The sequence below is a fragment of the Alloalcanivorax xenomutans genome, from assembly GCF_900217905.1.
In the GTDB taxonomy this organism is placed as follows: domain Bacteria; phylum Pseudomonadota; class Gammaproteobacteria; order Pseudomonadales; family Alcanivoracaceae; genus Alloalcanivorax; species Alloalcanivorax xenomutans.
In genome coordinates this window covers 66,395-92,841 of record NZ_OBMO01000007.1, presented here as the reverse complement: position 1 = coordinate 92,841, position 26,447 = coordinate 66,395, and the positions used below count along the sequence as shown (strand labels likewise).

Below are 26,447 nucleotides of genomic sequence, written 5' to 3'. Positions count from 1 at the left end.
CCATGTCACAATTAAAGAACGCCACCCGGCTGTCGGTGGCGTCGCGTGCAATCGCCGCGGTGCTGGGGGGATACGCACTGAGCGCCACCGCCACCGCCGCCCTCAGTGTGGGGTTGCCGATGTCCCGCATGGACGCGGTGATCACCGCCTCGGTGCTGTCGTTTCTCATCTACAGCGTGGCGGTGATCTGGGCCTTCGCCTGCGCCACCACCGCCCGCGCCTGGGCCGGCATCGCCATCCCCACCCTGCTGTGCGGTGCTCTGGTCTGGCTGCTGGGGCCGGCATCATGAACGGCTCCCTGCGGCAGTCCATGGCCTGGCTGCATACCTGGAGCGGGCTATTGCTGGGGTGGCTGTTGGTGGCCGTGTTCGTGACCGGCACCAGCGCCTACTACCGCGAGGAGATTTCCCTGTGGATGGAGCCGGAACTGCATCAGTCCACCGCCTCCGATGACACCATGGATCTGGCCTGGCAAACACTGGGGCGGATCGCCCCTGAGGCCCGCTCCTGGGATATATCCCTGCCGGATGCCCGCAATCCGGCGGTACAACTGCGATGGCAGCCCGCCGGAGAGGAGCAGCCGCGTCAGGGCGGAGGCCGTAACCGTGGTGAGCAGGCGTGGATGGACGCGGGCAGTGGCGAGGTGCTCACGCCACGGGAAACCCGTGGCGGCCATTTCCTCTACCGCTTCCACTTCGAGCTGTACGGCGTGCCGCGTTTGTGGGCGCGTTGGCTGATCTGCGTCGCCACCATGTTCATGCTGGTGGCGATCATCAGCGGGGTGATCACCCACAAGAAGATCTTCAAGGATTTCTTCACCTTCCGCCCGGGCAAGGGACAGCGATCCTGGCTCGACGCCCATAACGCCAGCGCCGTTCTGGCGCTGCCGTTTCACTTCATGATCACCTACTCGGGGCTGCTGCTGTTCATGGTGATGCTGATGCCGTGGGGTATCGACGCCGCCTACGATGGCGACCGCCGCGCCTTCTTCGATGAGGCGTTTCCGCGTTCCACCGAGGCGCCCGGGCCGGCCGGCGAACCGGCGGACATGGTTGCTATCGGACCGCTGGCCGAGGCCACCGCCGCCCGCTTCGAACGCCCGGTGAGCCGTATCGAGGTGCAGCACCCCAACCGCGAAAACGCGCGGATTCGCATCAGCGTCGAGCAGGACGTGGCCATTAGCGGACGGCGGCGCGGCGGCTCGCCCACCCAGGTATTCCAGGGCTCCAGCGGCGATCTGCTGGAAACCATCGAGCCATCGCAAGCGCCGGCTCCGCTGATGGGCAAGGTCTACAATGTTATGACCAACCTTCACCTGGTGCGTTTCGCCGACCCGGTGGTGCGGCTGTTGTTCTTCTTCTCCGGGCTGGCCGGCTCGGCCATGGTGGCCACCGGCATGTTGCTCTGGGTATCGAAACGCACCCAGCAACTGCGCCGGCAACAGCCGGGCGCCGCGCTGAAACTGGTGAACGGTCTCAACATGGCGTCGATCACCGGCCTTCTGGCTGCCATCGGCGCCTACTTCGCCGCCAACCGGCTGCTACCGACGGCCCTGGCTGAGCGCTCCTCCTGGGAGATCCGGGTGTTTTTCCTGGTCTGGCTGGTGAGTCTGGTGCATGGCCTGCTGCGCCCGCATCGTCGCGGCTGGATCGAGCAACTGGCGGTCATCACGGTGTTGTGGCTGGCCCTGCCGTTCGTGGATATGGCCACCACCGACAGCCACCTGTTCAGTGCCGCCGCCTGGCGCCTGGGCGCTCTGGCCGGCTTCGATCTGATCTGCCTGTTGCTCGGCGCCCTGTGGGGCTACACGCTTTGGCGGGTGGCGCGGCCCAAACCGGATAAACGGAAACCAGCGCGTGCCCGCCAACCGGCTCTGGCGGAGGGCAACACATGACGGTCCTGCTGGCTCTCGCTCTCGGTTATACCGGCCTCACCTGTCTTGCGCTGGGCATGAAGCGTCACCACCAGGAACTGCTTGGACGCAAACCCACCGAAGCACGGCTGCGGTTGTTCAAGGCCATCGGCTGGCTGTTGCTCCTGGCCACCACGGCTGCCTGCCTGATGCTTTGGCCGCTGGGGCTGGCTTTGTCCATGGTGCCCATTCTGGTGACCCTGGTGGGGCTGCCGCTGATCTTTCTGTTGCCCTACCGGCCAGCGCTGGCACGCCATCTGGCCTGGGCGCTGCCGCTGGTTGCCGGCGGCCTGGCGGTGGGCGGCCTGGGCTGAATCATGACAGTGCCTTGCCCACTGTATAGACTGGTCTAGATTATTCGTTGACGGACCCACGCCATGGCTGCCCGCCCCAAACATCGCGACCGCCTGATCCACAGCGCCGTGGCCCTGTTCCGCAAACAGGGTTACGCCGCCACCGGCATCAACGACATACTGGCCGCCGCCGGCGCCCCCAAAGGCTCGTTTTACCATTACTTTCCCAACGGCAAGGAGCAGCTTGGCGAAGCCGCCGTGCGCCACGCCGGGGAGCGGGTACTGGATACATTGCGTGACCTGCGCCGTCAGCATGGCAATAGCGCCGACGCTTTACGTGCCTATGGTGAGCTGCTGGCCGGCTGGATGGCGCAGTCCGGTTTCGCTGATGGCTGTCCGCTGGCCACCACCCTGCTGGAAACCACCCCTGCTTCCCGCCTGATCACCGACGCCGGCCGCGAAGCCATACAAAACTGGCGCCGGGAATGGGAAGCCCTGTTGATCGACGATGGTATCCAGGCCGACCGGGCCCGCCCCCTGGCATCGTTGATCCTCTCCGCTCTGGAAGGCGCCCTGGTCCAGGCCCGGGTGGAATGCCACGGCCAGGCCATCGCCGACGCCTGCGCCAGCCTGGCGGACCAGATCAACGCCCTGCGCCCCTGATGCCCCCCTTCGATGTTCATGCAAGGCTTGTCGTTGCCTCAAAATTATATAGACTGGTCTAATTAAAAATAATTGGAGACCTGTCATGTCCGACCTCGCCGTTCCCGCTGGTTATCAGCGGCACCGCCGCGCCAGCGGGCTCACCGCGCCCTGGGAGCCGATTTTCATCCGCCATCATGATCACGGGCTCAGCCTCGCCATCCGCGCCGACCAGCCCCATGCCAACAGCCGGGGCTTTGTTCATGGCGGCCTGATCTCAGCACTGGCGGACAACGCCATGGGGCTCAGTTGCGCCGACCGGCTGGGAGGTATTTCCGGCCTCGTCACGGTGAGCATGACGCTGGATTTCCTGGGCAGCGCCCGCCTCGGCCAGTGGGTGGAAATCCGCGCCGAGGCCACCCGGACCGGACCTTCCCTGAACTTCGCCGCCGCCCAGGTATGGGCGGACGATACCCTGTGCGCCCGCGCCACCGCCGTCTTCAAGGCGTTGGCACCGCGCCCTTCAGCGGAGACCTCAGCATGAGCGACACCCCAGAGATACTGGAACGCATCCGCGACCTTTCCCGTCTGGCGCCCTTCAATAACTGGCTCAATCTCGAGGTACACCGAATCGAATCCGGTGAGGCGGAGCTGCACTTGAGATGGCGCGACGAGTTCGCCCAATACAGTGGTTTTTTGCATGCCGCTCTGATTGGCGGTCTGATCGATACCGCCTGCGGCTTCGCCGCCGCGTCACAAGTCGGCAACGTCACCGCTTCACAATTTTCCGTGCGCTGCCTGAGACCGGCGGTGGCGGAGACTTTCGTGGTACGTGCCCGGGTGCTCAAGGCCGGCCGTCGGCAGGTATTCGTGAATGCCGAGTTGGGGGATCTGGCCGACACCGATGAAACACCGTTCGCGGTCGGCGAGGCCTTGATGGTACCCATCCCGTCCTGACCCAAGAGCCTGTTCAGGCTCACGGGTCGCCTGTCGCCGCCTTCGTGCCGCTTTCGACATGCGGGTTTTCCACTGGAATCCGCTACAGTAGAGAGCGAACCTCAACGGAGACACGACAGATGCGGGATGAACAACTGGCCGGCAAGGTCATTCTGATCACCGGTGCCGGCGGCGGCATCGGCCGGGTCACGGCGGAAAGCCTGGGCGCGGCGGGAGCACGATTGATGCTGTCCGATATCGACGCACACGCCGTGGAGTCCACCGCCGCCGCCATCCGCGAAGCCGGCGGCACCGCCAGAGCCATGGCTGTGGATGTCACCCGCGCGGATCAGGTGTCCGCCCTGGTGCAGGCCACGCTGGAGGCCTATGAACGTCTGGATGGCGCTTTCAACAACGCCGGCGTGGAGGAAGAAAACGCCAAGATCGTGGCCGTGGAAGAGAGCCTGTTCGACCGCATCATCGATATCAATGTCAAAGGCGTGTGGCTGTGCATGAAATACCAGATCGCTGCCATGGCCAAACAGGGTGACGGTGGCAGCATCGTCAATACCGCGTCCATCGCCGGCCTGGTGGGCGCTCCCAAGCGCGCCGCCTACGCCGCCAGCAAACACGCGGTGGTGGGATTGACCAAGAGCGTGGCGGCGGAATACGCCCGTCAGAACATTCGCGTCAACGCGGTCTGTCCAGGCATCATCCGTACCGCCATGATGGAGCGTGCCATCTCTCAGGTGGAGCGCGACGACGGCATCGACGCCGAACAGCAACGGCGCCTGCACGCGGCGCTGCATCCCATGGGCCGTGTCGGTGAAGCAACGGAAGTGGCGCAGGCGGTTCAGTGGTTGCTGTCGGACGCGTCCTCTTTCGTCACCGGTCATCAACTGTCGGTGGACGGTGGCCTGACCGCGCTATAAAACGGACTGTTCAGGAGAACAACAATGCTCAAACTGCATGGCTTCAGTGCCAGCAACTACGTCAACATGGTGAAGTTCGCGCTGCTGGAAAAAGGCATGGCCTTCGAGCAGGTCAACGACTACCCGTCCCAGGAAGCCTCCTTTCTCGACATCAGCCCCATGGGCAAGGTGCCGGTGCTGGAAACCGACCAGGGCTTTCTCGCCGAAACCAACGTGATCCTGGAATACATCGATGAAACCGGCGAGGGCCCGGCGCTGTATCCCGCCGATCCGTTCCAGCGCGCCCAGGTCAAGGAGTTGGCCAAGCTGATCGAGTTGTATATCGAACTGCCGGCCCGCCGCTGCTATCCGGAGGTGTTCTTCGGCGGCAAGGTCAGCGACGAAACCAAGCAACAGACACGGGACGCGCTGATCAAAGGCGCCGCCGCCCTGAAGCGGGTGGCGAAGTTCGATCCGTTCGTGGCCGGCGCCCAACTTACCGCCGCCGACGCCGTCCTGCTCTACAGTCTGGATCTGGCCGCCGGTATCGCCGGCAAGCTGTTTGATCTGGACCTGCTGGCGGAGATCCCCGGCAGCAAGGCGCTGCTTGATCAACTCAACCAAAGAGACAGCGCGCGCCAGGTGGACGAGGAACGCAAAGCCGGCATGGCCGAGTTTATGGCTCATGTGCGCGGCGGCAAGTAAGGCGTTGTAAGAACTTGGTCAGGGCGGCGGGCCGCCGCAAGCGGCTCGTTTCCCAAGGATTCGCTTGCAGGACAAGCTCCCACGGCGTCCTTGTAGCGATCTCTGAATTCATGTCCGAAACTCCAGGGCGGCAGCGGTTCACGGACCGCGACACCGGCACTTTTTTGCCGCCCTCCATCCCGCTAAGCTGACCGGGCCTTTCAGCCAGGACTCTCCGTCATGCGGCTCCGCTCTTGCTTGGCGCTTCCCCTCGTTGCTCTGTTGAGCGGCTGCGCCGACGCCACCTCCCCCATTACCCCGGAAAACGGGCCACCACTCACCGTCACCGTTCTCGCTGAAGGGCTTGAGCATCCCTGGTCCCTGGCCTTTCTGCCCGGAGGCGAGGTTCTGATTACCGAAAGGGGCGGTACCCTGCGCCGTTTCCATGATGGTGTACTGGTGGAAGAACCGGTTCCCGGTGTTCCCGCCGTGGTGGCCCGGGGCCAGGGCGGCCTGTTCGATGTGCTGCCTCACCCCCTCTTCGAGGATAACCGGCGGCTGTATCTGAGCTACGCCAAAGCCTGTGACGGCGGCGCCACCACCGCGGTGGGCCACGGTGAATATCGTGACGGCGAGCTACATGGCTTCCGCGATGTGTTGGTGGCCGACGCCTGCAGTGATACCGGCCAGCACTTTGGCGGGCGGCTGCTGTTCGATGACGACGGCCATCTGTTTCTCACCATCGGCGACCGGGGACAACGGCAGCGAGCCCAGGACACCGGCGATCACGCGGGCAGTGTGTTGCGTCTGGATCAGGACGGCGCCGCCGCCAGCGGTAATCCGTTCGCCAACGGCGGCAACGGCCGCGCGGAAATCTGGAGTTGGGGGCATCGAAACCCCCAGGGCCTGGCGTTACACCCCGACACCCGCCAGCCCTGGCTCAACGAGCATGGCCCGCGCGGCGGCGATGAAATCAACGCGGTGAAACCGGGAGCGAACTACGGCTGGCCGGAAATCACCTACGGCCGCGAATATTACGGCCCCGCCATCGGCGAGACCCACCAGGAAGGCTTGGCCCAACCACTGCATTATTGGGTACCCTCCATTGCCCCTTCCGGTTTCGCTTTCGTCGGGGGCGATCGATATCCGCAATGGCGGGGCGATGCGTTATCCGGCGCGCTTAAACTGACGCATCTGAACCGGGTGCGATTCGAGGGTGAGACACCGAAGCAGGAAGTGCGTTATCTGCGGCAGCGCGAGCAACGTATCCGCGATGTGCGCCAGGGCCCGGAGGGTTACCTGTATTTGCTCACCGACAGCAATGACGGGCAACTGCTGCGGGTGGAGCCGGATTGAACGCCGCCCTGGATCCCGGCCTTGCGCCAGCCGGTCAGTTCAAGGCTTCGGAATGGACCAGGTGGAAACGGACGCCACCAATGCTGACCTGGCTTTGATCCACCGGCAGGCCCCGTTCAAGAGCACGCTCCTTGATCGCCTCCAGGTCATTCACCAGAATATCCACGCCACTCAGCCCTTCACCACGTCCATCCCGATCGGCGACGAAATGCAGATAGGCGTTATCCAGCGTCACCTGATGACCGCCGCCACCGCTTTCTCCACTATTCTCCAGGGGGCGGCGCAACAGGCTTCCCCAACGGCTCGCCATGGCCTCCGGCTCTTCGCCCTGCAACTCCACACCGACCATGCGTTCCACCCGGTCGGTGTTAACGAAACTCTGCCAGTCCGGCCCCGCCGGGTTATAGGGACCGTCCAGAGATTCACCGTAACGGGTGTGATTGATTTCCAGCAAAGTGCCACCAAGATCCTTGGGGTGCAGCTGCATGCCCCGATAGTCACCGTGGCCGAGAAAAGCCGCCACCCGCACGCCCTGCGCATCCACATGGGGGCCCCAGCGGTCCACATCATCGGTATCGAGAATCACCATGTAACCGCTGTCACCGCCCCGGCGTTGCAGGAAGCGGCCGGCGGTGGTGTCCTCGCGAACCGGCGCCACCACCTCGATGAAGGTATTGCCCACCGGCAGCAGCGCATTGTGCAGACCGAACGCCCGCACCGCCGGATCCCGATGACAAACCTGGATGCCGAAAACCTCGGCCAGATCCTCCACCACCGGTTCCAACTGGCGGGCCACCAAACACAACTGACGGAAGCGAAGATAGGTCATTCATTATTCTCCTTGATCCGCGGGCTACGGCGCCCCAAAGCCTGAGAGCCTGTTGAGGATCTCTACGCCGATAAGGCCCGCGCCAGCGCGCGTACACCGACCTCAATGTCCTCATCATCAATCATACCGAAGCCGATCAGCAGTCCCTTCGTCCCTTCGGACGAAGCGTGAAAGTCGCTCAGATCTTCCGCGTTGATGCCGGCCCCTAGCAATCGGGCTTCCAGCTTGTCCACCGATTGCCGGAATGCCAGCGCCAGATGAATGCCGGCCACCTGCGGCAGACACTCCCACAGATCCGGCCGCTGCGCCAGCGCCGCCAGCAGCCGTTGCCTGCGCCGCTGATAGAGCCTCTGCATGCGGCGCAAGTGCCGGGCGAAAGCGCCCTCCTGGATCAGATTGGCCAGGGCTTTTTGCATCAGATTGGGGGCACGCCCGTCGGTCAGGCTCTTGGCCTGGCGCAGCGCCGGTTGCAGCCCCTTCGGCATGATCATATAGCCGAGTCTCAGATCCGCGTGCAGCACTTTGGAGAACGAGCCGAGATACGCTACCTGCTGGTGCCGGTCCAGACTCTTGAGCGCTTCCAGGGATCGGCCATCGAAGCGGAACTCACCATCGTAATCGTCCTCCACGATCAACACGTCACGACCGTGAACGAAGTCCAGCAGTTGCAGCCGCCGTTCCAGGGTCATCGGCATACCCAGGGGAAACTGGTGGGATGGCGTCACATAGATCATCGAGGCCGACTCCGGCACCTGATCCACGCACAGCCCCTGCTCATCCACCGGTACTCCCACCACGCGCGCGCCATGGGACTCAAACACCCAGCGCGCCGGTGGATAGCCCGGCTCCTCCACCGCCACCACCGCTCCCGGCTCGATGCGCACCCGGGACAGCAAATCCATCCCCTGCATGGCGCCCTGAGTGACCATCACCTCGCCCGCCGCGCACGGTAAACCGCGGCTGTAGCCCAGATAATGGGAGATACCTTCGCGCAAACCGATGTACCCCTGGCACTCACCCTGCAGAGTGCGGTCCTGGGCTTCCTCACGTAGTGCACGCATCACCGCCCGGCGCCAATCCGTCATTGGCAGCAGGCGCCGATCAGTCACGCCCCCAGCGAAGTTATAGCGCCTCGGCGCCTCCCGGTCCCCCCACACGGATAACGGACGCCAGTGGCGGCCCGGACCTACTCCCGGTTCCGCCGATTCGCCGTCCACCACCGGCGGCAGCCGGCGGACAAAGGTTCCGGCCCCCCGGCGCGCTTCAAAGAAGCCCTCGGCGACCAAACGCTCATAGGTATCCACCACCGCCTGCCGGGCGATACCCAGCTCCGCCGCCAGCGCGCGGCTGGGCGGCAACCGCTCGCCGGGGGTCAGACGCCCCTCCGCCAGAGCCGAACGCAGGTCGCGGTAGAGCCGCTGGGGTACCGTGCCGGTGCCATTCAGCGGTAGATGGATTTGCAAATTGGTCTCCCAAAATCATTCGAATTGGATCTGCCAGGCCTTCCAATTCAGCCCTAATCTGAACCGGCTTTTCAACCTCTTTGCCACCTGGCCTGTTCAACAGGCCCGCTTGTTTAACAGGAGCAACCATGAAAGCCCGTATCAACTTCTTCACCGCTTCGCCGGACACCATGAAAGCCATGCTCGGTACCTCGGAAGTGATCGAGAACACCGGCCTGGATCACCGTCTGTTGGAACTGATCAAGATACGAGCGTCGCAGATCAACGGCTGTGCCTTCTGTCTCCACATGCATGCCCGGGATGCCCGCGCCGCCGGCGTGCCCAATGAAGTCCTCGATACCGTGTCCGGCTGGCGTGAAGCCCCCTGGTTCAGTGAACGGGAACGGGCCGCTCTGGCCTGGACCGAATGCCTCACTCGCCTCGGCGAAGGCCATCGTGACGACGAGGCGGAATACGACCAGTTGGCCGCCCACTTCAGCGAAAAAGAACGCACCGATCTGACCTACGCCATCGGCGTCATCAACATGTGGAACCGGTTCAACGTTGGCTTCCGTCACGAGCCGGAATAACTTTCTTGTTGAAGGAGATAAAGATGAAAGCCCGCTTCGATTTCTACAGCGCCTCACCGGACACCATGAAGGCGGTGTTCGCCACGCAAAAAGTCATCGATGCCACCGGTCTGGAACAGCGCCTGGTGGAGCTGGTGAAACTGCGCGCTTCGCAGATCAACGGCTGCCTGTTCTGTATGTCCATGCACGCGGCGGATGCCCGTAACCGGGGCATTCCCGACGAAGTGCTGGATACTCTGCCAGGCTGGCACGAAGCGCCCTGGTTCAGCCAGCGGGAAAGGGCCGCCCTGGCCTGGACCGATCACCTGACCCGCCTCAGCGACGCCGGCCACGACGACGAGGCGCTTTACCAGGCGCTGGCGAATCAGTTCACCGAGAAGGAATGCACCGATCTCACTTATGTGATCGGCGTGATCAACATGCTCAACCGCTTCGGCGTGGGGTTCCGGCGCGCGCCGGATTGAGAAAACAACGTGGCCCTTCCCTTCATGGCAAGGACCACCGGTGTCCACCATTCGCGGGCATGTCGGAACGTTAATCGCCGTCGGTCACCGCTCCCAGGGAGGCCGACCCCACGGTGCGGGCGTACTTGGCCAGCACCCCGCGGGTATAGCGGGGTGCCGGTGCCTGCCAGCGGGCATGGCGTTCGATCATCGTCTGCTCGGAAACCTTCAGGGTGATGGTGTTGCTCTCCGCGTCGATGACGATTTCGTCACCGTCCTCCACCAAGGCGATGGGACCGCCTTCCTGCGCCTCGGGAGTAATGTGGCCCACCACGAAGCCGTGGCTGCCACCGGAAAAACGGCCATCGGTGATCAGCGCCACGTCCTTGCCCAGACCACGTCCCATGATCGCAGAAGTGGGTGTCAGCATTTCACGCATGCCCGGACCGCCGCGCGGGCCTTCGTAGCGGATCACCACCACGTCGCCGGCCACCACGGCACCTTCCATGATGCCGACGGTGGCGTCTTCCTCGGAGGAAAACACCCGTGCCTTGCCACTGAAGTGGGTGCCCTCATGGCCGGTGATCTTGGCCACCGCGCCGGTCGGCGCCAGGTTGCCGTAGAGAATACGCAGATGGCTGTCTTTCTTGATCGGGTTATCCAGCGCGCGGATGATGTTCTGCTCGTCGGGATAAGGCGCCACCTTGGCCAGATTCTCCGCCAGCGTACGACCGGTGACGGTCAGGCAATCGCCGTGCAGCAAGCCTTCCTCCAGCAGTGTTTTCATCAGTGGCTGAATGCCGCCAATGGCCACCAGTTCACTCATCAGGTAATGCCCGCTGGGGCGCACGTCCGCCAGCACCGGCACCCTTTTACCGATGCGGGTGAAGTCTTCCAGGCTCAACGGCACGCCAATGGTATGGGCCATGGCCATCAGATGGAGCACGGCATTGGTGGAGCCGGCCAGGGCGATGACCACGGTGATGGCGTTCTCGAACGCTTCCCGGGTCAGAATATCGCTGGGCTTGATGTCCCGTTCCAACAGAGCCAGCACGGCGGCCCCGGCCGCCCGGCAGTCGGCCAGCTTGTCCTCGGATTCCGCGTTCTGCGCGGAGCTGCCCGGCAGGCTCATACCCAGTGCCTCGATGGCGCTGGCCATGGTGTTGGCGGTGTACATGCCGCCACAGGAACCCGGGCCGGGCACCGCCACTTTTTCCACCTGCTCCACCTCGATCAGGCGCTTGTCGCCCTTGGTGTAGGCACCCACCGCCTCGAACACGGAAATCAGGTCCGTATGCCCGGGGCCGGGCTTGATGGTGCCGCCATAAACGAACACCGACGGCCGGTTAAGCCGTGCCAGCCCCATCAGACAACCGGGCATGTTCTTGTCGCAACCGCCAATGGCCACCAGCCCGTCGAAGCCTTCGCAACCGGCCACGGTTTCAATGGAGTCGGCGATCACCTCACGGGAAACCAGGGAATACTTCATGCCCTCGGTGCCATTGGCGATGCCATCGGAAATGGTGATGGTGTTGAAGATCACGCTCTTGCCGCCGGCGGCGTCGGCGCCCTCGCCGGCCTCGCGAGCGAGCCCGTCGATATGCATGTTGCAGGGCGTCACCCGGCTCCAGGTGGAGGCGATGCCGACCTGCGGTTTCTGGAAATCTTCGTCGGTAAACCCGGTGGCACGCAACATGGCCCGACTCGGCGCCTTGGCAATACCGTCCACCACCGGCGCGGAATAACGGCGGCGTTTGTCTTCAGTCATCGTTGTTCTCCTGATCACGGGCAGGTTCCAGCATAACGCTTTTACCGCCACGTCACAGAGCCGTAAACAATCGGAAAGAAGTGGCGCCCGCCGCCCATCAGCGTCCTAAACAAAATCTTTTCTTTTGTTTAGGAACCAATCTGTCAAAATAGGCGTCTTCCCATACCTCATTCCCGGCCGCCGGCTTCTCCGGCGGCTTTTTGTTTGCCGCGGCAGCGAGGAGCGCGCATGTCCGTCCAGCAACCCAAGGCCGCCATGGCCCGACACCCCCGTATCGCCGAACTGGCCCTGGCGCTGGGGGGCTTTGGGATCGGCACCGGGGAATTCGTGATCATGGGCCTGCTCAACCGGGTCGCGCTGGATCTTCAGGTGGATCCGCAGGATGTGGGCTATGCCATCAGCAGCTATGCCATGGGGGTGGTGGTGGGCGCGCCGATCATCTCCACCCTGGCGGCCCGGGTACCACGCCGCGCCTTGTTGATCGTACTTATGCTGGTGTTCGCAGTGGGTAATCTGGCCAGCGCCCTGGCTCCCGGCTTCTGGTCCTTCGTGGCGTTACGGTTCATCGCCGGTCTGCCACACGGGGCCTATTTCGGCGTCGCCGCTCTGGTCGCCGCCTCGGCGGTGCCGTTTCATCAACGGGCCAGAGCAGTAGCCCGGGTGATGACCGGCCTGACCGTGGCGATCCTGTTGGGCGCCCCTCTGGGCACCTGGGCCGGCAATCAGTTCGGCTGGCCGGTGGCGTTCGCCGGGGTCGGCGCCATCGCTCTGCTCACCGCGCTGATGGTGCGGATTTTCGTGCCGATGCAACCGGTGGATCCCCACGCCAGCCCGCTGCGTGAACTGTCCGCGCTGCTCAAGCACCGGGTGTTGTTCACCCTGGGCATCGCCAGCATCGGCTTCGGCGGCATGTTCGCGGTGTTCAGCTATGTGATGCCCACGCTCACCGAACAGGCCGGTATGGACGAATCCCTGGGCCCGCTGGTGCTGGCCATCTTCGGTATCGGCACCATTCTCGGCACCCTGGCCGGCGCCCGTGCCGCCGACGGCAATCTGATGAAGGCCATCCCCGGCATTCTGATCTGGTGCGCGGTGATCCAGGGCCTGTTCTTCGTTGCCGCCAATTCCATGTGGTGGGGATTGCTGTTCGTGGGCCTGGTGGGCACCAGCATGGCGCTCGGTCCGGCGCTGCAGACGCGGCTGATGGATGTGGCCGGCGACGGCCAGACCATGGCCGCGTCTCTCAATCATGCCGCCTTCAACCTGGCCAACGCCCTCGGCGCCTGGCTGGCCGGCGTCGCCACCCGCGGCGACCTGCCCTGGTCCACCACCGGGCTGGTGGGCACCGCTCTGGCCCTGGGTGGCCTGCTGGTGTTCTTCGCCGGCCGGGCGGTGGAGCGGGCCACCGACCATTAACCGCCCAACCGCTTCACACAGACCGAACCACGAAGCCGCTGTGGGAAGCGGCCTTGGCCGCGAATGCCTTCGGGCCGTTGACCATTCGCTTGCAAGCAAGCTTCCCACAGCGGCTTCGTAGCCCAATCCGTGGGAAGCCAGTTGCCTTGGCAGTAGTCGTGTTGCGTGCAAGCCGGCTCTTCAACGGCGGAGGCCCATGGATGGCGCTTGACGTCACCAGCTCCGGTTCACCGCACCCCGGCGGAGAGGGTCTCCGGCTGTACCAATTGGCCGGTGACCGGGAAGCGGATGCGCACTTGCAAGCCGCCATCCGGGTGGTTGTCCAGCGCCATCTGGCCATGGTGCATGTCGACGATGCGCTTGACGATGGCCAGGCCCAGGCCACTGCCGCTGAGCGTGCGTGCTTTCTCCCCGCGAGAGAATGGCTGCAACAGCATGGGAATGTCCTCCTCGCGCACGCCCCGGCCATGGTCGCGGACAATCAGCAACACCGCGTTGTCATCCACCATGGTGTGGATCTCCACCGGCGCGGCGCCGTATTTGAGCGCATTGGTGATCAGATTGGTGAGCATGCGCTTGGCGGTGAGCCGCTTGAGCATCAGGCGCGGCACCTCAGCCAGAGCGACACGGAGCTGCTCCGCCGGGTATTTGCCGCACACTTCCTCGATCAGCGCGTTGAGGCTTTCATAGGAAGGCTGCTCGTCGGCGCCGTCGCGGATGAAGGCAATGAACTGTTCGAGGATCGCGTCCATGTCCTCGATATCGGCGATGATGCCCTGGGACAGCTCCTCGTCATCGAGGAATTCAGCGGACAGCCGCAGCCGGGTCAGCGGCGTGCGCAAATCGTGGGAGACCCCCGCCAGCAGCAACGCCCGGTCGCGCTGCGCTTGTTGCAGATCCCGGGTCATGCGATTGAAGGCGCGGTTCACCGCCTGGATCTCGGTGGGACCGATGGTGTCGTCCAGCACCGGCACCGCTTCCCCCCGGCCGACTTTAAGAGCGACCCGCGCCAGCCGGCGCAGCGGCCGGTTCAGGCTGCGGGCGATCAGCAAGCCGCCGATCACCGCCAATAGCGGCACGGTGACCCCCCAGCCCAGCAGCAGGTAACGATCATAGTCGCGGAAGAACACCATCGGCACGCGCAGCCAGGTGCCCTCGAACGACGGCGCGTTGACCCACAGCACCGGTTGGCGGGCGTCCTCCAGACGGACCGTCACCGGCTCGTCCAGCAGTTCCGCCAGTTCATCACCGAATTGATTCACCACTGGCCGCGTCAGCAACAGGCTGTCCGGCTCTCGCAAGCTCGGCGGCGCCCCCACGCCAATACCGGTGGTGGCTCCCAGACGTTCTTCCAGAAAGTCGCTGTCGGCGCCCTCCTCGAAGATCAATTCCGCTTGCAGGGCGGTAAGCCGGGCGTACTCGCGGATACCCGGAAGATAGGCGTTACGGGCGAAAAACCACAGGGTGATGGCCTGGCTCAAGCCGATCACCAGCCCGACGATCAGGGCAGCGCGGAAAAAGGCGGTACGGGGGTAAAGTTTGGGCATAGGTTCTCATTCCAGCGCGCTGCCAGGGCGGTGTTCACGAAGGGCCACGAAGCCGCTGCAGGCGCTTGGTCCGGGCGGCGGGCCGCTGCAAGCGAATTATTTCAGTCCGGCACGAACACATAACCCACGCCCCATACGGTCTGGATATAGCGGGGCTTGGAGGGATCCTCCTCCAACAGGCGGCGCAACCGCGACACCTGCACGTCAATGGAACGCTCCATGGCGGACCATTCCCGCCCCCGGGCCAGGCTCATCAGCTTGTCCCGGGTCAGCGGCTCCCGCTGATGCTGGATCAGCGCCTTGAGCACGGCGAACTCACCGGTGGTCAGCGCCTGCGGCTCACCGTCACGGCTCAGCGTGCGGCTGGACAGGTCCAGCGTCCAGGGCCCGAAGTCCACGCTGCCCTCCGCCTTGCTCGGCGCCCCCGGCACTTCACGCACGTGACGGCGCAACACCGCGCGGATGCGGGCGCTCAGTTCCTTCGGATTGAACGGCTTGGGCAGATAATCGTCGGCACCTGCATCCAACCCTTCGATGCGTTCGGCGTCATCGCCCTTGGCGGTGAGCATGATGATCGGCAGGTCGTTCTCGCTCTCGCGCAGACGCCGGCAGATCGACAAGCCGTCCTCACCGGGCAGCATCAGATCCAGCACCATCAGCGAGTAGATCTCCCGGGACAAGGCCCGATCCATCTGCTCGGCGTCCGCCACCGCTTTCACCGCGTAGCCCTGCTCCTCGAGGAACCGTTGCAGCAGGCCGCGCAGGCGGGCGTCGTCGTCCACCACCAGAATCTTGTCCACTTGTTCGCTCATGAGGCTTCCCGAATCGTTTTTAACTGCCAGATGCCCCCGTCTCATACCCGTCACTGTGACGGCGGGCAAGTTTTACGATGATTAAGATTGTATATAAAGATTACTGTCGGTACCTGGTATCCCGACCTCCGGCCTGACCGGAAACGGCACCCGGCTGACGTTTTTCATCAGCTTACCTTTGCCGGACGGGCTGCTATCATTTTGCCAAAATGCCGTTTTCAGGGGGGATAATACGCATGGCCAAGATACTGGTGGTGGACGATTCACCCACCCAGCTCACCAATCTGGCGAAGATCGTTGAGGGGCAGGGGCATCAGGTGATCACCGCGGTGAACGGCGTGGAGGGCATTGAACGGGCGCGCAGCGAACGCCCGGACCTGATTCTGATGGACGTGGTGATGCCGGAACTGAATGGTTTCCAGGCCACCCGCAAGATTACCCGGGACGCGGAGCTGGGGGGCATTCCGGTGATCCTGGTGACCACCAAGGATCAGGAGACCGACAAAGTCTGGGGCGAGCGCCAGGGCGCCTCCGGCTACATCGTCAAGCCTCCCAGGGAAGCGGAGCTACTGGCGGAAATCGACCGGGTTCTGCGCTGATCCGCGGCGATAACCACAGCCATCCTGGCAAGTCAATCTATGAACGGCCGGAGTCATTCCCTATGATTCCGGTCGTTTCTTATATACGTGCCGGAAACGCCGGCGTGATGCGGATCAGCGTGCAATCCAGGAATACCCATGCAGAGCATCGAACAGATCATCGCCCAGGAACTCAACGCCCAGCCGCAACAGGTGACCGCCGCCGTCGCCCTGCTGGACGAAGGAGCCACCGTGCCGTTTATCGCCCGTTATCGGAAAGAGGCCACCGGCGGGCTGGATGACACCCAGTTGCGGACCCTGGAAGAGCGACTGCGCTACCTGCGCGAGCTGGAGGAGCGCCGCGAAGCGATCCTCAAGAGCATCGACGAGCAGGAGAAGCTGACCCCGGAGCTGGAGAAGGCGATCCGCGAGGCGGACACCAAGACCCGGCTCGAGGATCTGTATCTGCCGTACAAGCCCAAGCGCCGCACCCGCGCGCAAATGGCCCGCGAAGCCGGCCTGGAGCCGCTGGCGGACGCCCTGCTGAACGACCCCGGCCTGGATCCGGAGAGCGAGGCCGCCGGCTACCTCAACGAGGAGCACAAGATCGCTTCCGCCAAGGATGCCCTGGACGGCGCCAAGCAGATCCTGATGGAGCGCTTCGCCGAAAACGCCGAGCTGCTCACCCGCATGCGCACCTTCCTTTGGGAACGGGCCCAGATCCAGTCCAGGGTGGCCGATGGCAAGGAAGAAGAGGGCGCCAAGTTCCGCGACTATTTCGAGCATCAGGAAGCCCTCAAGAGCATCCCCAGCCACCGTGCCCTGGCTTTGTTTCGCGGCCGCAACGAAGGCGTGCTGCACGTCGCCATGGTACTGCCGGAAGAATTGGAAAACGCCGAGCCCCATCCCTGCGTGGCCATGGTCCGTGAAGTGGCCGGCTGGCGTGATCAGGGCCGCGGCGCCGATAACTGGCTCGGCGAAGTGATGCGCTGGACCTGGAAGATCAAACTCAACACCCACCTGGAAACCGAACTGCTCGGCCGCGTGCGCGAACTGGCCGAGGAAGAGGCGATCCAGGTGTTCGCCCGCAACCTCAAGAGCCTGCTGATGGCCTCCCCGGCGGGCCCGAAAGCCACCATGGGCCTGGACCCGGGGCTGCGTACCGGGGTCAAGGTGGTGGTGGTGGACGCCACCGGCAAGCTGCTGGAACACACCACGGTCTTCCCGCACCAGCCGAAGAACCAGTGGGCGCAGTCCCTGGCGGCGCTGACCAAGCTGAGCATCAAGCATCAAGTGGATCTGGTGGCGATCGGCAACGGCACCGCCAGCCGCGAAACCGACAAGCTCGCCGGTGAACTGGTCAAGGCGCTCAAGGACAAACAGCAGATCCAGAAGATCATGGTGTCCGAGGCCGGCGCCTCGGTGTACTCGGCCTCCGAGCTGGCGGCGCGGGAATTCCCGGAACTGGATGTGTCCTTCCGCGGTGCCGTGTCCATCGCCCGCCGTCTGCAGGACCCGCTGGCGGAGTTGGTCAAGATCGACCCGAAATCCATCGGCGTCGGCCAGTACCAGCACGACGTCAGCCAGGTGAAGCTGTCGCGCTCCCTGGACGCGGTGGTGGAAGACTGCGTGAACGCCGTCGGCGTGGACGTGAACACCGCCAGCGCGCCGCTGCTGGCCCGCATCGCCGGCCTCAACAGCACCATCGCCGGCAACATTGTCAGCTTCCGCGAGAAGAACGGCGCCTTCAACAATCGTGACGCTCTCAAGCAGGTGCCGCGTCTTGGGGAAAAAACCTTCGAACAGGCCGCCGGCTTCCTGCGGGTCATGAACGGTGAAAACCCGCTGGATGGTTCCGCCGTGCACCCGGAGGCCTACCCGGTGGTGGAACGGATCGCCAAGAAACACGACCGCCCGATCAAGGATCTGATCGGCGACATCCCGTTTCTGAAGAGCGTCAAACCGGCCGAATTCACCGACGAGCATTTCGGTCTGCCCACCGTTACCGACATCCTCGGAGAGCTGGAAAAACCGGGCCGCGACCCGCGACCGGAATTCAAGGCGGCGGAGTTCAAGGAAGGGGTGGAAACCCTGGCCGACCTGAAGCCGGGCATGATCCTGGAAGGCGCGGTGACCAACGTCACCAACTTTGGCGCCTTCGTCGACATCGGCGTGCATCAGGACGGCCTGGTGCACGTGTCGGCGCTGGCCGACAAATTCGTCGAGGATCCCCATGATGTGGTCAACCCCGGCGACATCGTCAAGGTGAAGGTGCTGGAGGTGGATCAGGCGCGCAAACGCATCAGCCTGACCATGCGTATGGACGATCGCCATCAGGAACGTCAGGCTGGTCAAAGCCAGGGCGCACCGGCGGGCAAGGGCCGGCGTGGCGGCGGCCAGGGCCAGCGTCAGCGTGGCGGCGGCAACAAACCGGCGGCGGCACCGCAAGGCGCTCTGGGAGCGGCTTTCGCCAAGGCTCTGGAGCAACAGAAGAAGCGCGGCTAACCTTCCGCCAAGCAGCCAGCGGGCAGCGTGCCGGCCAAAGCGGCGGCACGCCGCCGGTAAAGGATCATCAACACGGGCGGCGGACCGACACCGCCCCGATCACCGCCCAAGAATGGGACAGCCCCATGACCGACTTGCTCAGTCAACGCATTCAGGCCCTCCTGGACTCCGACGCCGCCAGCACCCTGGTGGGAATTCGCCGGGGCATCGAAAAAGAAAGCCTGCGTATCAGCACCGATGGCAACCTGGCGCAAACCGGCCACCCCGAGGCGCTCGGCTCAGCCCTGACCCATCCCTACATCACCACCGACTACTCCGAAGCGTTGCTGGAGTTCATCACGCCCGCCAGCAGCGATCTGCACAGCCCGCTGGAATTTCTCGATCAACTGCACCGCTACACCTACCGCCACATCGGTGACGAGTTGCTGTGGGTCAATTCCATGCCCTGCCGGGTGAAAGAGGACAGCGAAGTGCCGGTGGCCCGCTACGGCAGCTCCAATGTGGGCCGCATGAAGCACATCTACCGCATCGGTCTGGGCCACCGCTACGGCCGCAAAATGCAGACCATCGCCGGCATTCACTACAACTTTTCCTTCCCGGAATCATTCTGGCAACTGCATCAGGCCCAGGAGGGCAGCGAGGAGCCGCTGCAGGATTTCATTTCCCGGCGCTACTTCGATCTGACCCGTAACTTCCAGCGTTATTCCTGGCTGCTGGTGTACCTGTTCGGCGCTTCGCCGGCATTGTGCGCGTCGTTCCTGGCCGGCCGCGAGCACCACCTGCTGGAGCGCTTCGACCACAGTCTCTACCGGCCCCATGCCACCAGCCTGCGGATGAGCGATCTGGGCTACCAGAACAATGCCCAGTCGTCCCTGGCGATCAGCTACAACAACCTCGACGAATACGTGGAGACGCTGACCCACGCCATCAAAACACCGGAACCGGCCTACGACGCCATCGGCGTACTGGATGCCAAAGGCGACTATCAACAGCTCAACGCCAACATCCTGCAAATCGAAAACGAGTACTACTCCTCGATCCGGCCCAAACGGACCATCAACAAAGGAGAGCGCCCCACCCTGGCGCTCAAGCGGCGCGGCGTCGAGTACATCGAGATCCGCGCTCTGGATCTCAATCCGTTCGAACCGGTGGGCATCAATCAGCAGGAAATCCGCTTCCTCGACCTGTTCGCCACCTATTGCCTGCTGCGTACCTCGCCGCAATTGGAAAGCTGCGATCTGAACGCCAGCAAGGACAACCTGCGCCAGGTGGTCTACAACGGCCGGGACACCTCCGTGGCCCTGAATAACTGGGGTGAGAGCGTGACACTGAAACAGTGGGCGCTGGAGAAGCTGGACCAGATGGTGCCGATCGCCGAATTGTTCGACCGCTGTCACGGCGGCAACAACTATTGCGACGCCTTGAAGCGTCAACGCTTGAAGGTGGAAGAACCGGACGCCACGCCATCCGGGCAGATCATGGACAAGCTGGAAAGCCGCGACCAGACCTTCTTCCAGTTCGCCATGAACCAGGCTCTGGCCCACAGGGACCACTTCCGCTCCCGGCCGCTGGACGCCGACCGCGAGGCGCAACTGGCCACGCTGGCTCGCCACAGCCTGACCGAACAGGCCGCCTGGGAAGCGGCGGACGACATGGATTTCGAAAGTTATCTGGACACCTATTTCAAGGACTGACGACGGCGCGGGAACCATTGTGTCTCCCCTGCACTCCATACCATCATGTCCTTCTCACCCTCCCTGTCCCTCTCCCCTCAAGGGAGAGGGGACCGAATAGATGGGTTGTCTTGTCTCCCCTCTCCGGGAGAGGGGCCGAGGGAGAGGGTGAACAATAAACAGGCCGGAAAGGAATCAAATCGATGTGGTCCAAACTGCCTTCGCCCCGGGCCCTTAACGGGCTCGCCCTGCTGGCCTGCGTTATCGCCATGGCCAGCGCCCTGTATTTGCAGCACGTGGATGGCCTGGAGCCCTGCCCGCTGTGTATCTTCCAACGCATCGCCGTGTTCGCGGCGATGGCCATTCTGCTGGTGGCGTTCCTGCACGGTCCGCGCGGTATCGGCGTGCGTATCTATGCCGTGCTCACCGCTCTCGCCGCCCTGGTGGGAGGCGGCATCGCCATCCGCCATCTATGGCTGCAAAGCCTGCCGCCGGATCAGGTGCCCGGCTGCGGTCCCGGCCTGGATTACATGCTCGACGTGTTCCCGCTCCATGACGTCCTGGCGCAGGTGCTGTCCGGCTCCGGCGAGTGCGCCGAGATCAGTTGGACCTTTCTTGGCCTGAGTATCCCCGGCTGGTCGCTGGTGGTGTTTACCGGACTGTTGCTGTTCGCCCTGGTACAATTGTTCCGTCCGTTACGCGCCTGACCGGTTGTCGCCGGCGGCCCTTTTCACTGGCCGCCGGCTTCATGCCTCCGGGCCAGGCGCCACGACGCTGCAGGGAGGCACTCGACGCGGGCCTTTCGGGCCTGATTCAGGCCGTTCCGCCGATTCCCCCATTCCACCACTTCAGGTCCGCAGCGCCGTGATTCCGGGCTTTGTCCAGAGGTAGGGACTTCCGGGAGATCCTGATGATTGATGGCCTGCTGATTCTGTTGTTGTTTCAATTTCTTGGCGAGGTGCTGATCCACCTCACCGGCCTGCCCCTGCCGGCACCGGTGGTGGGCATGATCCTGCTGCTGTTCGCGCTGATGCTGGGCGCACCGGGGATGGATAAAGTCTCCGAGGCCGCCGGGGCCCTGATTCGCCATATCACCTTGCTGATCTTTCCTCTCGGCGTCGGCATCGTGCTGCAATGGCACCGCTACCAGGACAATGCCCTGGCCCTGGCGGTGTCGGTGGTGTTCGGCACTCTGATCGCCCTGGTACTGGTGACTCTGCTGCTGAAGGTGCTGCTGCGGCGCTCTTCCCATGGCAGCGGTGGAGGAGACTCGCACCATGGCTGAGTTGATGCACACTCCTCTGCTCGGTGAGCTGCTGCACACCCCTTTGTTCGGATTACTGCTGACGCTGGCCAGCTACCGTTTCGCCCAATGGGCCTACGCCAAATCCAACAGCCTGGCGCTGTTTCACCCGTTCATCGTCGCCGCCATTCCGGTCATTATCGTGCTGCCGCTGGTGGGCGTGCCTTACGAGGAATACCGTGAGCAGACCGCTCTGATTTCCTTCCTGCTCGGTCCCGCCACCGTGGCCCTGGCCTGGCCACTGTATCGTCAGCTGCATACCGTGCGCAGCGTCTGGCGGCCATTGCTGATCACCGTGGTGATCGGCGCGGCTCTGGCCTCCGGGCTGGCGGTGGGCCTGGCCTGGTGGCTGGGCGCGCCGGAAACCGTGGTCGGCTCCCTGGCGCCCAAATCCATCACCACGCCTATCGCCATCGAGGTGGCGAGGGTCACCAATGGGGATGTTTCCCTGGCCGCCGGCGCGGTGGCGATCACTGGCATCGTCGGCGCCCTGGCCGCCGGCCCGGTATTCCGGCTGTTGCGGGTGGAGGATGACCGCATCCGCGGCTTCGCCCTCGGCTTGGTGGCCCACGCCATCGGCACCGCCCGCGCCTTCGAGTTCAGCGAAAAGGCGGGTGCCTTCGGTGGTCTGGCGCTGGGCCTGACCGGCCTGCTGACCGCCCTGGCCCTGCCCTGGATCTGGCCGTGGGTTTCCTCGTTGATGGGATGAGCATCGCGGCCCTCCGGTGCAAGGGCCGCGACAAGCGGGGAAGCCTGGAGGGTTATTGCACCGACAGATCCGCCGGCACTACGTAGAGCCGGTTGCCGTCGATGGTGTTGCTGTCCAAGCGCTTCTGGACCAGCTCGCCATCAACGGACCAGGTGGCGAAATCATCGTCGTTGAGCACGCCCAGGGTTTCACTGTCGATCACCCACAGCCCTTCCATCTTGTCGTGGGGATAGCTCACCTGGGCCACCATATCCACCACCAGGCTCTTTTCCACCGGCACGATGTTATGCGCGGCCAATGCCTGCCAGCCCTGGTTCATCACCACCTGCTCCAGGGTCTCACCGTTGATGGTCAACCCCAAGGCGTCGTCCTGGACCAGATCGCCGCCCACCGCCAGCTCTTCCAGGTTGGTGCCGGTAGTCAGATCGATACGGTAGACATGCTTCTGGGCATCCGGAGTCGCGGCGTCAACGCCGTCGGGGCCGCCGTAGAGAAACTTGCCGTCCCGTTCCAGCACCAGAAACTGGTTCTCGCTCAGCGCCGCCAACTCCGAATTGGAGTTCTGCGCTTTCTGCTGCTTGTAGAGATACTGGCCGACCCGGCCGCTTTCCAGATCAACGGTAACGATACGGGTGATATCCAGCGCCCGCACATCCTTGCTGGGCAGATCCATGGTGGACTGCATGATACCCACCAGAGTCTTCTCATCCGGAGTAATCGTCAGCCCTTCCATGCCGCGATTGGCGCGCCGGTGGTCAAACTCCGCCGGCAGCGTATGGGTGTTGCGTGAGTCCGCGACAAACGGATTGATGCGTTCAATCTCCTTGCCGTCAGCATCGAAGTGCACCATGTGCGGGCCATACTCGTCGCTGACCCAGAAAGTGCCGTCACTGAGCGCCACCAGCCCTTCACCGTCCAGACCATAATCATCCAGGCGCAGGGGGTTGCTCTCTTCGTCATAGGGCGAGCTGGGGTCAACCAGAATTGGCGAACCGTCGGCGTTATAAGGTGTTTCACCAGTGCCGCCGAGACCGTCGCTGTTGGGCAAGCCTGTGATCAGGGTTCCGTCCGGACGTTTCAACAGAATTTCGTTCAGCAATACCACTTCACCGTCGTCGGTGACTTCGAAATGGCCGATACGCGGGGTGTATTCCGGCGTGGGGAATTTCTTGCCCTTGCCATAATTGCCGGTATAGGTGGCGTTGGGACCACGGTCGGTCAGCGCATAGAAACGCCGGTCCGCTTCCGGATCCGCGGTCATGGCGGAACCAAACCCCCCGTTACGTACTTCGAAAGGTTGCTGGTCGCTGGCGTCGATCAGATCGGAGCGCAGCACCGAGTATGGCAGTAACGCGCCCTCCGCCGGCACGATGTCCGCCAGGGAGGACGGATTGGCGGGCGCCGGGTCATTGTCGGAGTCGCTACCGCATCCCGCCAGTAACGAGGACGCCACCAGAGTGGCAAGCAAAGTTTTTTTGAACATGGGAAGATCCTTGGTGTTGTTGTTTCAGGGCTGACAAAAAGCGCTGTCGTACTGGTAGACGAAACCGGTCTTGGTCTGCCCGTCCGCTTCCACCCATTGCTCCAGGCCGCGCAGGGCATCAAAGGCCTGGCGGGCCCGGTTCACCACTTTGCGTGTGTAGTCCGCGGACGGGTCTTCGTATTTGAAGGACAGCTCCGCCACTACCGGTGACTGGCTGCCCGAAGGTGTGCCCTGATACCAGAGCGTGACGCTGATTTCGGCGTCGTGCTGGCCCAGATCAATATCCACGTTCCGGTACGCTCTCTCCCGTATGGTCAGCCCCCCGACCAGGGACAGAGTGAGGTTGTCATCCAGGCCGTAGTCGGACTGGAAACCGGGAAAATGGGCATGAATATCGTCCATGCGATTGAGCGTGCGAGTATTGGGCGCCTTGGTGGAGTGGCTATAAACCACCTTGAAAGGAATCGCTCTGGTGGCGCCGACATCCGCTTCCAGCTTGCTCTCCGCGCCATTGGTGGAGGACGACACATCCTCGAAGTCCGCGATGTACCGGTCCGGACCGCGGAATTTCAGAGTGACCTCGGACTCGCCGTTTTCCACTCGCTCACGAAAGCTGTAGCCCAATTCCCTAAGCCGGCACGTCGAGGCGGTGTCATAAAAACGCACCTGGCGGTCGTGATCCAGGCTGATGGCCCCGCTGACATCGCGGCCAATGGCATTCTCGATGGCCGGTTTCACCGCTTGCATCAGGGCCAGCACATCACCCGATTCGGTTTGCGATTGAAACCGGCTGGCATCCAGAATCAATTTGTATTCCCGGGAAATAACATCGGGGTTGGCTTGCGCCTGCAAGGCCAGCGAACCCAACACCGCGATCAGCAATCGTCGCACGAGACCTCCTTATCCGGATTCGAGGGTGGGAAAACCCTGCAGACCCTAGAAGGTGGCCGTGACACTTTAATGACCCGGAGCCAATAACCTCTGGTATTTCAATGCCATAGCCAGGGCTCTCCGTGGGACTTATAAGAGAGCGGGAGGGTTATGAAGAAATCATCTTTTGCGGCAACTCACTGATGGCGCGTGCTTTTTCCCCTCCACCCCGATCGTGTCCCATTCTCACCCGTTGCCAGTGGCCGCTCGCCGGCTCTAGTCTCGACTTCCCCCAAGGAAAAAAATCTGTCAGCCATGCCCGAAAAAGGAGAGCGAACAATGGCAAGTTCCAGTTCCACAGCATTGGCCCAATGGCAGCATATTGAGGCACTGGTACAAGCCTGGCTGGAGGAGCGGCGGCAATTGATCGTGCTCCTTTGCCAGGTACAAGGCATCGACCACACGCCGTCGCGGGAAGAACCGGACACCCCCGTCCATCAACGCATCCAGGACCTCTGTCAGGTATTGATGGACTATCTCAGCGCGGGTTATTTCGAGGTGTACAACGCCCTGGTGCGAGCGGCGCGCCATTACGGCAGCGGGCCACCACAGTGGGCGGAACAATTGATCCAGAGGCTGGATGCCTCCACCGAGGAAGCACTGGCATTCAACGAGGATTACGACAGCCCGACCCACTGCATGACGCGGCTGACGGAATTACCGGAACGGGTGGCGCGCTTGATGGTGGCGCTGGAGGAGCGGTTCGCGCTGGAAGATCAGTTGATAGTGAGTCTTTACCAGGAACCGGCGCCGGCGGCGCGAGCCGAGCAAAGGTAGCGGTTTCCGGCCGGCCCATCGGGGCCGGCCGGAACGGCGGTATTATTCGGCATCGTCCGCTGCGGATTCTTCCGCGGCCTGGTCATCGGCGGCGTCATCGCCCTGACCCTGAATGCCCAGCAACTCCACTTCGAAGATCAGCACTTCATTGGGGCCGATATCACCACCGGCGCCCTGCTTGCCGTAGCCCAGTTCCGCCGGCAGATAGAGCTTCCACTTATCACCGACTTTCATCATCGGCAGCGCTTCCTGCCAACCCGGGATAATGTGGGCCAGACCGAACGTGGCCGGCTGGTCCCGCTCGATGGAGCTGTCGAATACTTCACCATCGGTGGTGCTGCCTTCGTAATGGACAGTAACGGTGTCCTCCACGGTGGGGGACGGCGCGCCTTCCTCGCCGGACTTCAGCACTTCGTACTGCAGCCCGCTGTCGGTGGTGGTAACACCATCGCGCTTACCGTTCTCGGCCAGGAATTCCTCGCCTTTCTTCAGGTTGTCCTCGGCTTCCTGTTCCAGTTTGGCCTGGCGCTTTTCCACCAGACGCATCTGGAAGTCCTGGATCAGCTGGTTCAGGTCCTCATCCCCAAGGCGGGAATCCGTGCCAGTGTGACCGTCGCGGATACCGGCAATCATCGCTTCGGTATCCAGTCCCTCCATGGCACTCATCTGCTCGGCGCTGCGATAACCCAGCGCGTAGGACGCTTTCTGGTCGTCCGTTTTGATCTCCACCTTGGCGGCATCCTCACCGCCGTCCTGTTGACCGCAAGCCGCCACCAGGACGGTACCGGCCAGCACGATTCCCAACTTTTTCATTCTGCCTCCATTGGCCTGTGGTTATTTCCCGCTCGCCCGCCGAAGTAACGGCCGCGCCCCAGCACCCGGCGGCGGAATCTGGCCATACTGCCAGT

27 protein-coding genes are annotated in these 26,447 nt (G+C 63.3%); 19 read left to right on the top strand and 8 right to left on the bottom strand.

What is annotated here, in order from left to right; genetic code table 11:
• Window positions 1-2 precede the first annotated feature (2 nt).
• The 9 genes from CRO06_RS07085 to CRO06_RS07045 all read left to right on the top strand — a co-directional run bounded on the left by CRO06_RS07085 (window position 3) and on the right by CRO06_RS07045 (window position 6,734).
• Entirely contained in the window at window positions 3-290 is a 288-nt protein-coding gene (locus tag CRO06_RS07085) for a DUF3649 domain-containing protein (RefSeq protein WP_097058085.1), read from the top strand.
• Window positions 287-1,894, top strand: coding sequence for a PepSY-associated TM helix domain-containing protein (locus CRO06_RS07080; RefSeq protein ID WP_097058084.1), 1,608 nt, complete (start codon window positions 287-289; stop codon window positions 1,892-1,894). The genes CRO06_RS07085 and CRO06_RS07080 overlap by 4 nt, the downstream gene beginning before the upstream one ends.
• Complete coding sequence (locus CRO06_RS07075; RefSeq protein ID WP_022996831.1) at window positions 1,891-2,226, top strand: DUF3325 domain-containing protein; 336 nt, start codon at window positions 1,891-1,893, stop codon at window positions 2,224-2,226. The genes CRO06_RS07080 and CRO06_RS07075 overlap by 4 nt, the downstream gene beginning before the upstream one ends.
• Before the next feature lie 63 nt (window positions 2,227-2,289).
• Entirely contained in the window at window positions 2,290-2,868 is a 579-nt protein-coding gene (locus tag CRO06_RS07070; protein ID WP_022996832.1) for a TetR/AcrR family transcriptional regulator, read from the top strand.
• Window positions 2,869-2,953: 85 nt separating this feature from the next.
• Window positions 2,954-3,391 (top strand): PaaI family thioesterase, encoded by a 438-nt coding sequence (locus CRO06_RS07065; RefSeq protein WP_014992883.1) that lies wholly within the window; start codon window positions 2,954-2,956, stop codon window positions 3,389-3,391.
• Complete coding sequence (locus CRO06_RS07060) at window positions 3,388-3,804, top strand: PaaI family thioesterase (protein ID WP_097058083.1); 417 nt, start codon at window positions 3,388-3,390, stop codon at window positions 3,802-3,804. The genes CRO06_RS07065 and CRO06_RS07060 overlap by 4 nt, the downstream gene beginning before the upstream one ends.
• A 119-nt stretch (window positions 3,805-3,923) precedes the next feature.
• Window positions 3,924-4,715, top strand: a complete 792-nt coding sequence (locus CRO06_RS07055; RefSeq protein WP_014992881.1) for a glucose 1-dehydrogenase — start codon at window positions 3,924-3,926, stop codon at window positions 4,713-4,715.
• A gap of 24 nt (window positions 4,716-4,739) precedes the next feature.
• Window positions 4,740-5,399, top strand: a complete 660-nt coding sequence (locus CRO06_RS07050; RefSeq protein WP_026948467.1) for a glutathione S-transferase family protein — start codon at window positions 4,740-4,742, stop codon at window positions 5,397-5,399.
• 219 nt (window positions 5,400-5,618) lie between these two features.
• Entirely contained in the window at window positions 5,619-6,734 is a 1,116-nt protein-coding gene (locus tag CRO06_RS07045; protein WP_097058082.1) for a PQQ-dependent sugar dehydrogenase, read from the top strand.
• A gap of 34 nt (window positions 6,735-6,768) precedes the next feature.
• Here CRO06_RS07045 and CRO06_RS07040 read toward each other — a convergent pair whose 3' ends face one another.
• Window positions 6,769-7,563 (bottom strand): VOC family protein, encoded by a 795-nt coding sequence (locus tag CRO06_RS07040; RefSeq protein WP_022996836.1) that lies wholly within the window; start codon window positions 7,561-7,563, stop codon window positions 6,769-6,771.
• A gap of 62 nt (window positions 7,564-7,625) precedes the next feature.
• Window positions 7,626-9,026, bottom strand: a complete 1,401-nt coding sequence (pdxR, locus tag CRO06_RS07035; protein WP_022996837.1) for a MocR-like pyridoxine biosynthesis transcription factor PdxR — start codon at window positions 9,024-9,026, stop codon at window positions 7,626-7,628.
• Window positions 9,027-9,154: 128 nt separating this feature from the next.
• Between pdxR and CRO06_RS07030 the strand changes: the two genes are divergently transcribed.
• Window positions 9,155-9,595: a carboxymuconolactone decarboxylase family protein gene (locus CRO06_RS07030; RefSeq protein ID WP_022996838.1), complete on the top strand. Its 441-nt coding sequence runs from the start codon at window positions 9,155-9,157 to the stop codon at window positions 9,593-9,595.
• A gap of 23 nt (window positions 9,596-9,618) precedes the next feature.
• A complete protein-coding gene (locus tag CRO06_RS07025; RefSeq protein WP_097058081.1) occupies window positions 9,619-10,059 on the top strand; it encodes a carboxymuconolactone decarboxylase family protein in 441 nt (146 codons plus the stop codon).
• A gap of 70 nt (window positions 10,060-10,129) precedes the next feature.
• Here the strand turns inward: CRO06_RS07025 and ilvD are convergent, their stop codons facing one another.
• Window positions 10,130-11,806, bottom strand: a complete 1,677-nt coding sequence (gene ilvD / locus CRO06_RS07020) for a dihydroxy-acid dehydratase (RefSeq protein ID WP_097058080.1) — start codon at window positions 11,804-11,806, stop codon at window positions 10,130-10,132.
• A gap of 228 nt (window positions 11,807-12,034) precedes the next feature.
• Between ilvD and CRO06_RS07015 the strand changes: the two genes are divergently transcribed.
• On the top strand, window positions 12,035-13,222 hold the full coding sequence (locus tag CRO06_RS07015; RefSeq protein WP_097058079.1) for an MFS transporter: 1,188 nt from the start codon (window positions 12,035-12,037) through the stop codon (window positions 13,220-13,222).
• A 227-nt stretch (window positions 13,223-13,449) separates the two neighbouring features.
• Here the strand turns inward: CRO06_RS07015 and CRO06_RS07010 are convergent, their stop codons facing one another.
• The gene (locus CRO06_RS07010) at window positions 13,450-14,769 is read right to left on the bottom strand and encodes an ATP-binding protein (RefSeq protein ID WP_063140468.1); all 1,320 of its coding nucleotides are present in this window, start codon (window positions 14,767-14,769) and stop codon (window positions 13,450-13,452) included.
• A 101-nt stretch (window positions 14,770-14,870) separates the two neighbouring features.
• A complete protein-coding gene (ompR, locus tag CRO06_RS07005; protein WP_022996843.1) occupies window positions 14,871-15,581 on the bottom strand; it encodes an osmolarity response regulator transcription factor OmpR in 711 nt (236 codons plus the stop codon).
• Between the two features lie 236 nt (window positions 15,582-15,817).
• Here ompR and CRO06_RS07000 point away from each other — a divergent pair, with 236 nt between their 5' ends.
• The 6 genes from CRO06_RS07000 (at window position 15,818) to CRO06_RS06975 (ending at window position 22,349) form a co-directional block, all read left to right on the top strand.
• Window positions 15,818-16,180 (top strand): response regulator, encoded by a 363-nt coding sequence (locus tag CRO06_RS07000; RefSeq protein WP_014992868.1) that lies wholly within the window; start codon window positions 15,818-15,820, stop codon window positions 16,178-16,180.
• A 138-nt stretch (window positions 16,181-16,318) separates the two neighbouring features.
• Window positions 16,319-18,664 (top strand): Tex family protein, encoded by a 2,346-nt coding sequence (locus CRO06_RS06995; protein ID WP_055099345.1) that lies wholly within the window; start codon window positions 16,319-16,321, stop codon window positions 18,662-18,664.
• Window positions 18,665-18,789: 125 nt separating this feature from the next.
• On the top strand, window positions 18,790-20,358 hold the full coding sequence (gene gshA / locus CRO06_RS06990) for a glutamate--cysteine ligase (RefSeq protein ID WP_022996845.1): 1,569 nt from the start codon (window positions 18,790-18,792) through the stop codon (window positions 20,356-20,358).
• Window positions 20,359-20,540: 182 nt separating this feature from the next.
• Complete coding sequence (locus CRO06_RS06985) at window positions 20,541-21,044, top strand: disulfide bond formation protein B (protein ID WP_022996846.1); 504 nt, start codon at window positions 20,541-20,543, stop codon at window positions 21,042-21,044.
• 203 nt (window positions 21,045-21,247) lie between these two features.
• Window positions 21,248-21,622, top strand: coding sequence for a CidA/LrgA family protein (locus CRO06_RS06980; protein WP_022996847.1), 375 nt, complete (start codon window positions 21,248-21,250; stop codon window positions 21,620-21,622).
• Window positions 21,615-22,349 carry an LrgB family protein gene (locus tag CRO06_RS06975; protein ID WP_022996848.1) on the top strand — a complete coding sequence of 245 codons (735 nt, stop codon included), beginning with the start codon at window positions 21,615-21,617 and terminating at the stop codon, window positions 22,347-22,349. The genes CRO06_RS06980 and CRO06_RS06975 overlap by 8 nt, the downstream gene beginning before the upstream one ends.
• Window positions 22,350-22,401: 52 nt before the next feature.
• Here the strand turns inward: CRO06_RS06975 and CRO06_RS06970 are convergent, their stop codons facing one another.
• Window positions 22,402-23,832: an esterase-like activity of phytase family protein gene (locus CRO06_RS06970; RefSeq protein WP_097058078.1), complete on the bottom strand. Its 1,431-nt coding sequence runs from the start codon at window positions 23,830-23,832 to the stop codon at window positions 22,402-22,404.
• Between the two features lie 24 nt (window positions 23,833-23,856).
• Complete coding sequence (locus tag CRO06_RS06965; RefSeq protein WP_218839878.1) at window positions 23,857-24,723, bottom strand: hypothetical protein; 867 nt, start codon at window positions 24,721-24,723, stop codon at window positions 23,857-23,859.
• Between the two features lie 318 nt (window positions 24,724-25,041).
• Between CRO06_RS06965 and rsd the strand changes: the two genes are divergently transcribed.
• The gene (rsd, locus tag CRO06_RS06960; RefSeq protein WP_097058077.1) at window positions 25,042-25,539 is read left to right on the top strand and encodes a sigma D regulator; all 498 of its coding nucleotides are present in this window, start codon (window positions 25,042-25,044) and stop codon (window positions 25,537-25,539) included.
• A gap of 42 nt (window positions 25,540-25,581) precedes the next feature.
• Here rsd and bamJ read toward each other — a convergent pair whose 3' ends face one another.
• Window positions 25,582-26,352, bottom strand: a complete 771-nt coding sequence (bamJ, locus tag CRO06_RS06955; protein WP_026948456.1) for a BamJ family beta-barrel-assembly machinery protein — start codon at window positions 26,350-26,352, stop codon at window positions 25,582-25,584.
• Window positions 26,353-26,447: the final 95 nt, after the last annotated feature.

Bases quoted from the DNA above. Each gene is read 5' to 3' on its own strand.
- CRO06_RS07055 (WP_014992881.1), top strand. From the start codon at position 3,924: ATGCGGGATGAACAACTGGCCGGCAAGGTCATTCTGATCACCGGTGCC.
- bamJ (WP_026948456.1), bottom strand. From the start codon at position 26,352: ATGAAAAAGTTGGGAATCGTGCTGGCCGGTACCGTCCTGGTGGCGGCT.
- CRO06_RS07080 (WP_097058084.1), top strand. From the start codon at position 287: ATGAACGGCTCCCTGCGGCAGTCCATGGCCTGGCTGCATACCTGGAGC.
- CRO06_RS06980 (WP_022996847.1), top strand. From the start codon at position 21,248: ATGATTGATGGCCTGCTGATTCTGTTGTTGTTTCAATTTCTTGGCGAG.
- ilvD (WP_097058080.1), bottom strand. From the start codon at position 11,806: ATGACTGAAGACAAACGCCGCCGTTATTCCGCGCCGGTGGTGGACGGT.
- CRO06_RS06975 (WP_022996848.1), top strand. From the start codon at position 21,615: ATGGCTGAGTTGATGCACACTCCTCTGCTCGGTGAGCTGCTGCACACC.
- CRO06_RS07000 (WP_014992868.1), top strand. From the start codon at position 15,818: ATGGCCAAGATACTGGTGGTGGACGATTCACCCACCCAGCTCACCAAT.
- CRO06_RS07030 (WP_022996838.1), top strand. From the start codon at position 9,155: ATGAAAGCCCGTATCAACTTCTTCACCGCTTCGCCGGACACCATGAAA.
- CRO06_RS07065 (WP_014992883.1), top strand. From the start codon at position 2,954: ATGTCCGACCTCGCCGTTCCCGCTGGTTATCAGCGGCACCGCCGCGCC.
- CRO06_RS07040 (WP_022996836.1), bottom strand. From the start codon at position 7,563: ATGACCTATCTTCGCTTCCGTCAGTTGTGTTTGGTGGCCCGCCAGTTG.
- CRO06_RS07045 (WP_097058082.1), top strand. From the start codon at position 5,619: ATGCGGCTCCGCTCTTGCTTGGCGCTTCCCCTCGTTGCTCTGTTGAGC.
- CRO06_RS07075 (WP_022996831.1), top strand. From the start codon at position 1,891: ATGACGGTCCTGCTGGCTCTCGCTCTCGGTTATACCGGCCTCACCTGT.
- rsd (WP_097058077.1), top strand. From the start codon at position 25,042: ATGGCAAGTTCCAGTTCCACAGCATTGGCCCAATGGCAGCATATTGAG.
- CRO06_RS07070 (WP_022996832.1), top strand. From the start codon at position 2,290: ATGGCTGCCCGCCCCAAACATCGCGACCGCCTGATCCACAGCGCCGTG.
- CRO06_RS07015 (WP_097058079.1), top strand. From the start codon at position 12,035: ATGTCCGTCCAGCAACCCAAGGCCGCCATGGCCCGACACCCCCGTATC.
- gshA (WP_022996845.1), top strand. From the start codon at position 18,790: ATGACCGACTTGCTCAGTCAACGCATTCAGGCCCTCCTGGACTCCGAC.
- CRO06_RS06970 (WP_097058078.1), bottom strand. From the start codon at position 23,832: ATGTTCAAAAAAACTTTGCTTGCCACTCTGGTGGCGTCCTCGTTACTG.
- CRO06_RS07010 (WP_063140468.1), bottom strand. From the start codon at position 14,769: ATGCCCAAACTTTACCCCCGTACCGCCTTTTTCCGCGCTGCCCTGATC.
- CRO06_RS07085 (WP_097058085.1), top strand. From the start codon at position 3: ATGTCACAATTAAAGAACGCCACCCGGCTGTCGGTGGCGTCGCGTGCA.
- CRO06_RS06985 (WP_022996846.1), top strand. From the start codon at position 20,541: ATGTGGTCCAAACTGCCTTCGCCCCGGGCCCTTAACGGGCTCGCCCTG.
- ompR (WP_022996843.1), bottom strand. From the start codon at position 15,581: ATGAGCGAACAAGTGGACAAGATTCTGGTGGTGGACGACGACGCCCGC.
- CRO06_RS07050 (WP_026948467.1), top strand. From the start codon at position 4,740: ATGCTCAAACTGCATGGCTTCAGTGCCAGCAACTACGTCAACATGGTG.
- CRO06_RS07025 (WP_097058081.1), top strand. From the start codon at position 9,619: ATGAAAGCCCGCTTCGATTTCTACAGCGCCTCACCGGACACCATGAAG.
- CRO06_RS06995 (WP_055099345.1), top strand. From the start codon at position 16,319: ATGCAGAGCATCGAACAGATCATCGCCCAGGAACTCAACGCCCAGCCG.
- CRO06_RS07060 (WP_097058083.1), top strand. From the start codon at position 3,388: ATGAGCGACACCCCAGAGATACTGGAACGCATCCGCGACCTTTCCCGT.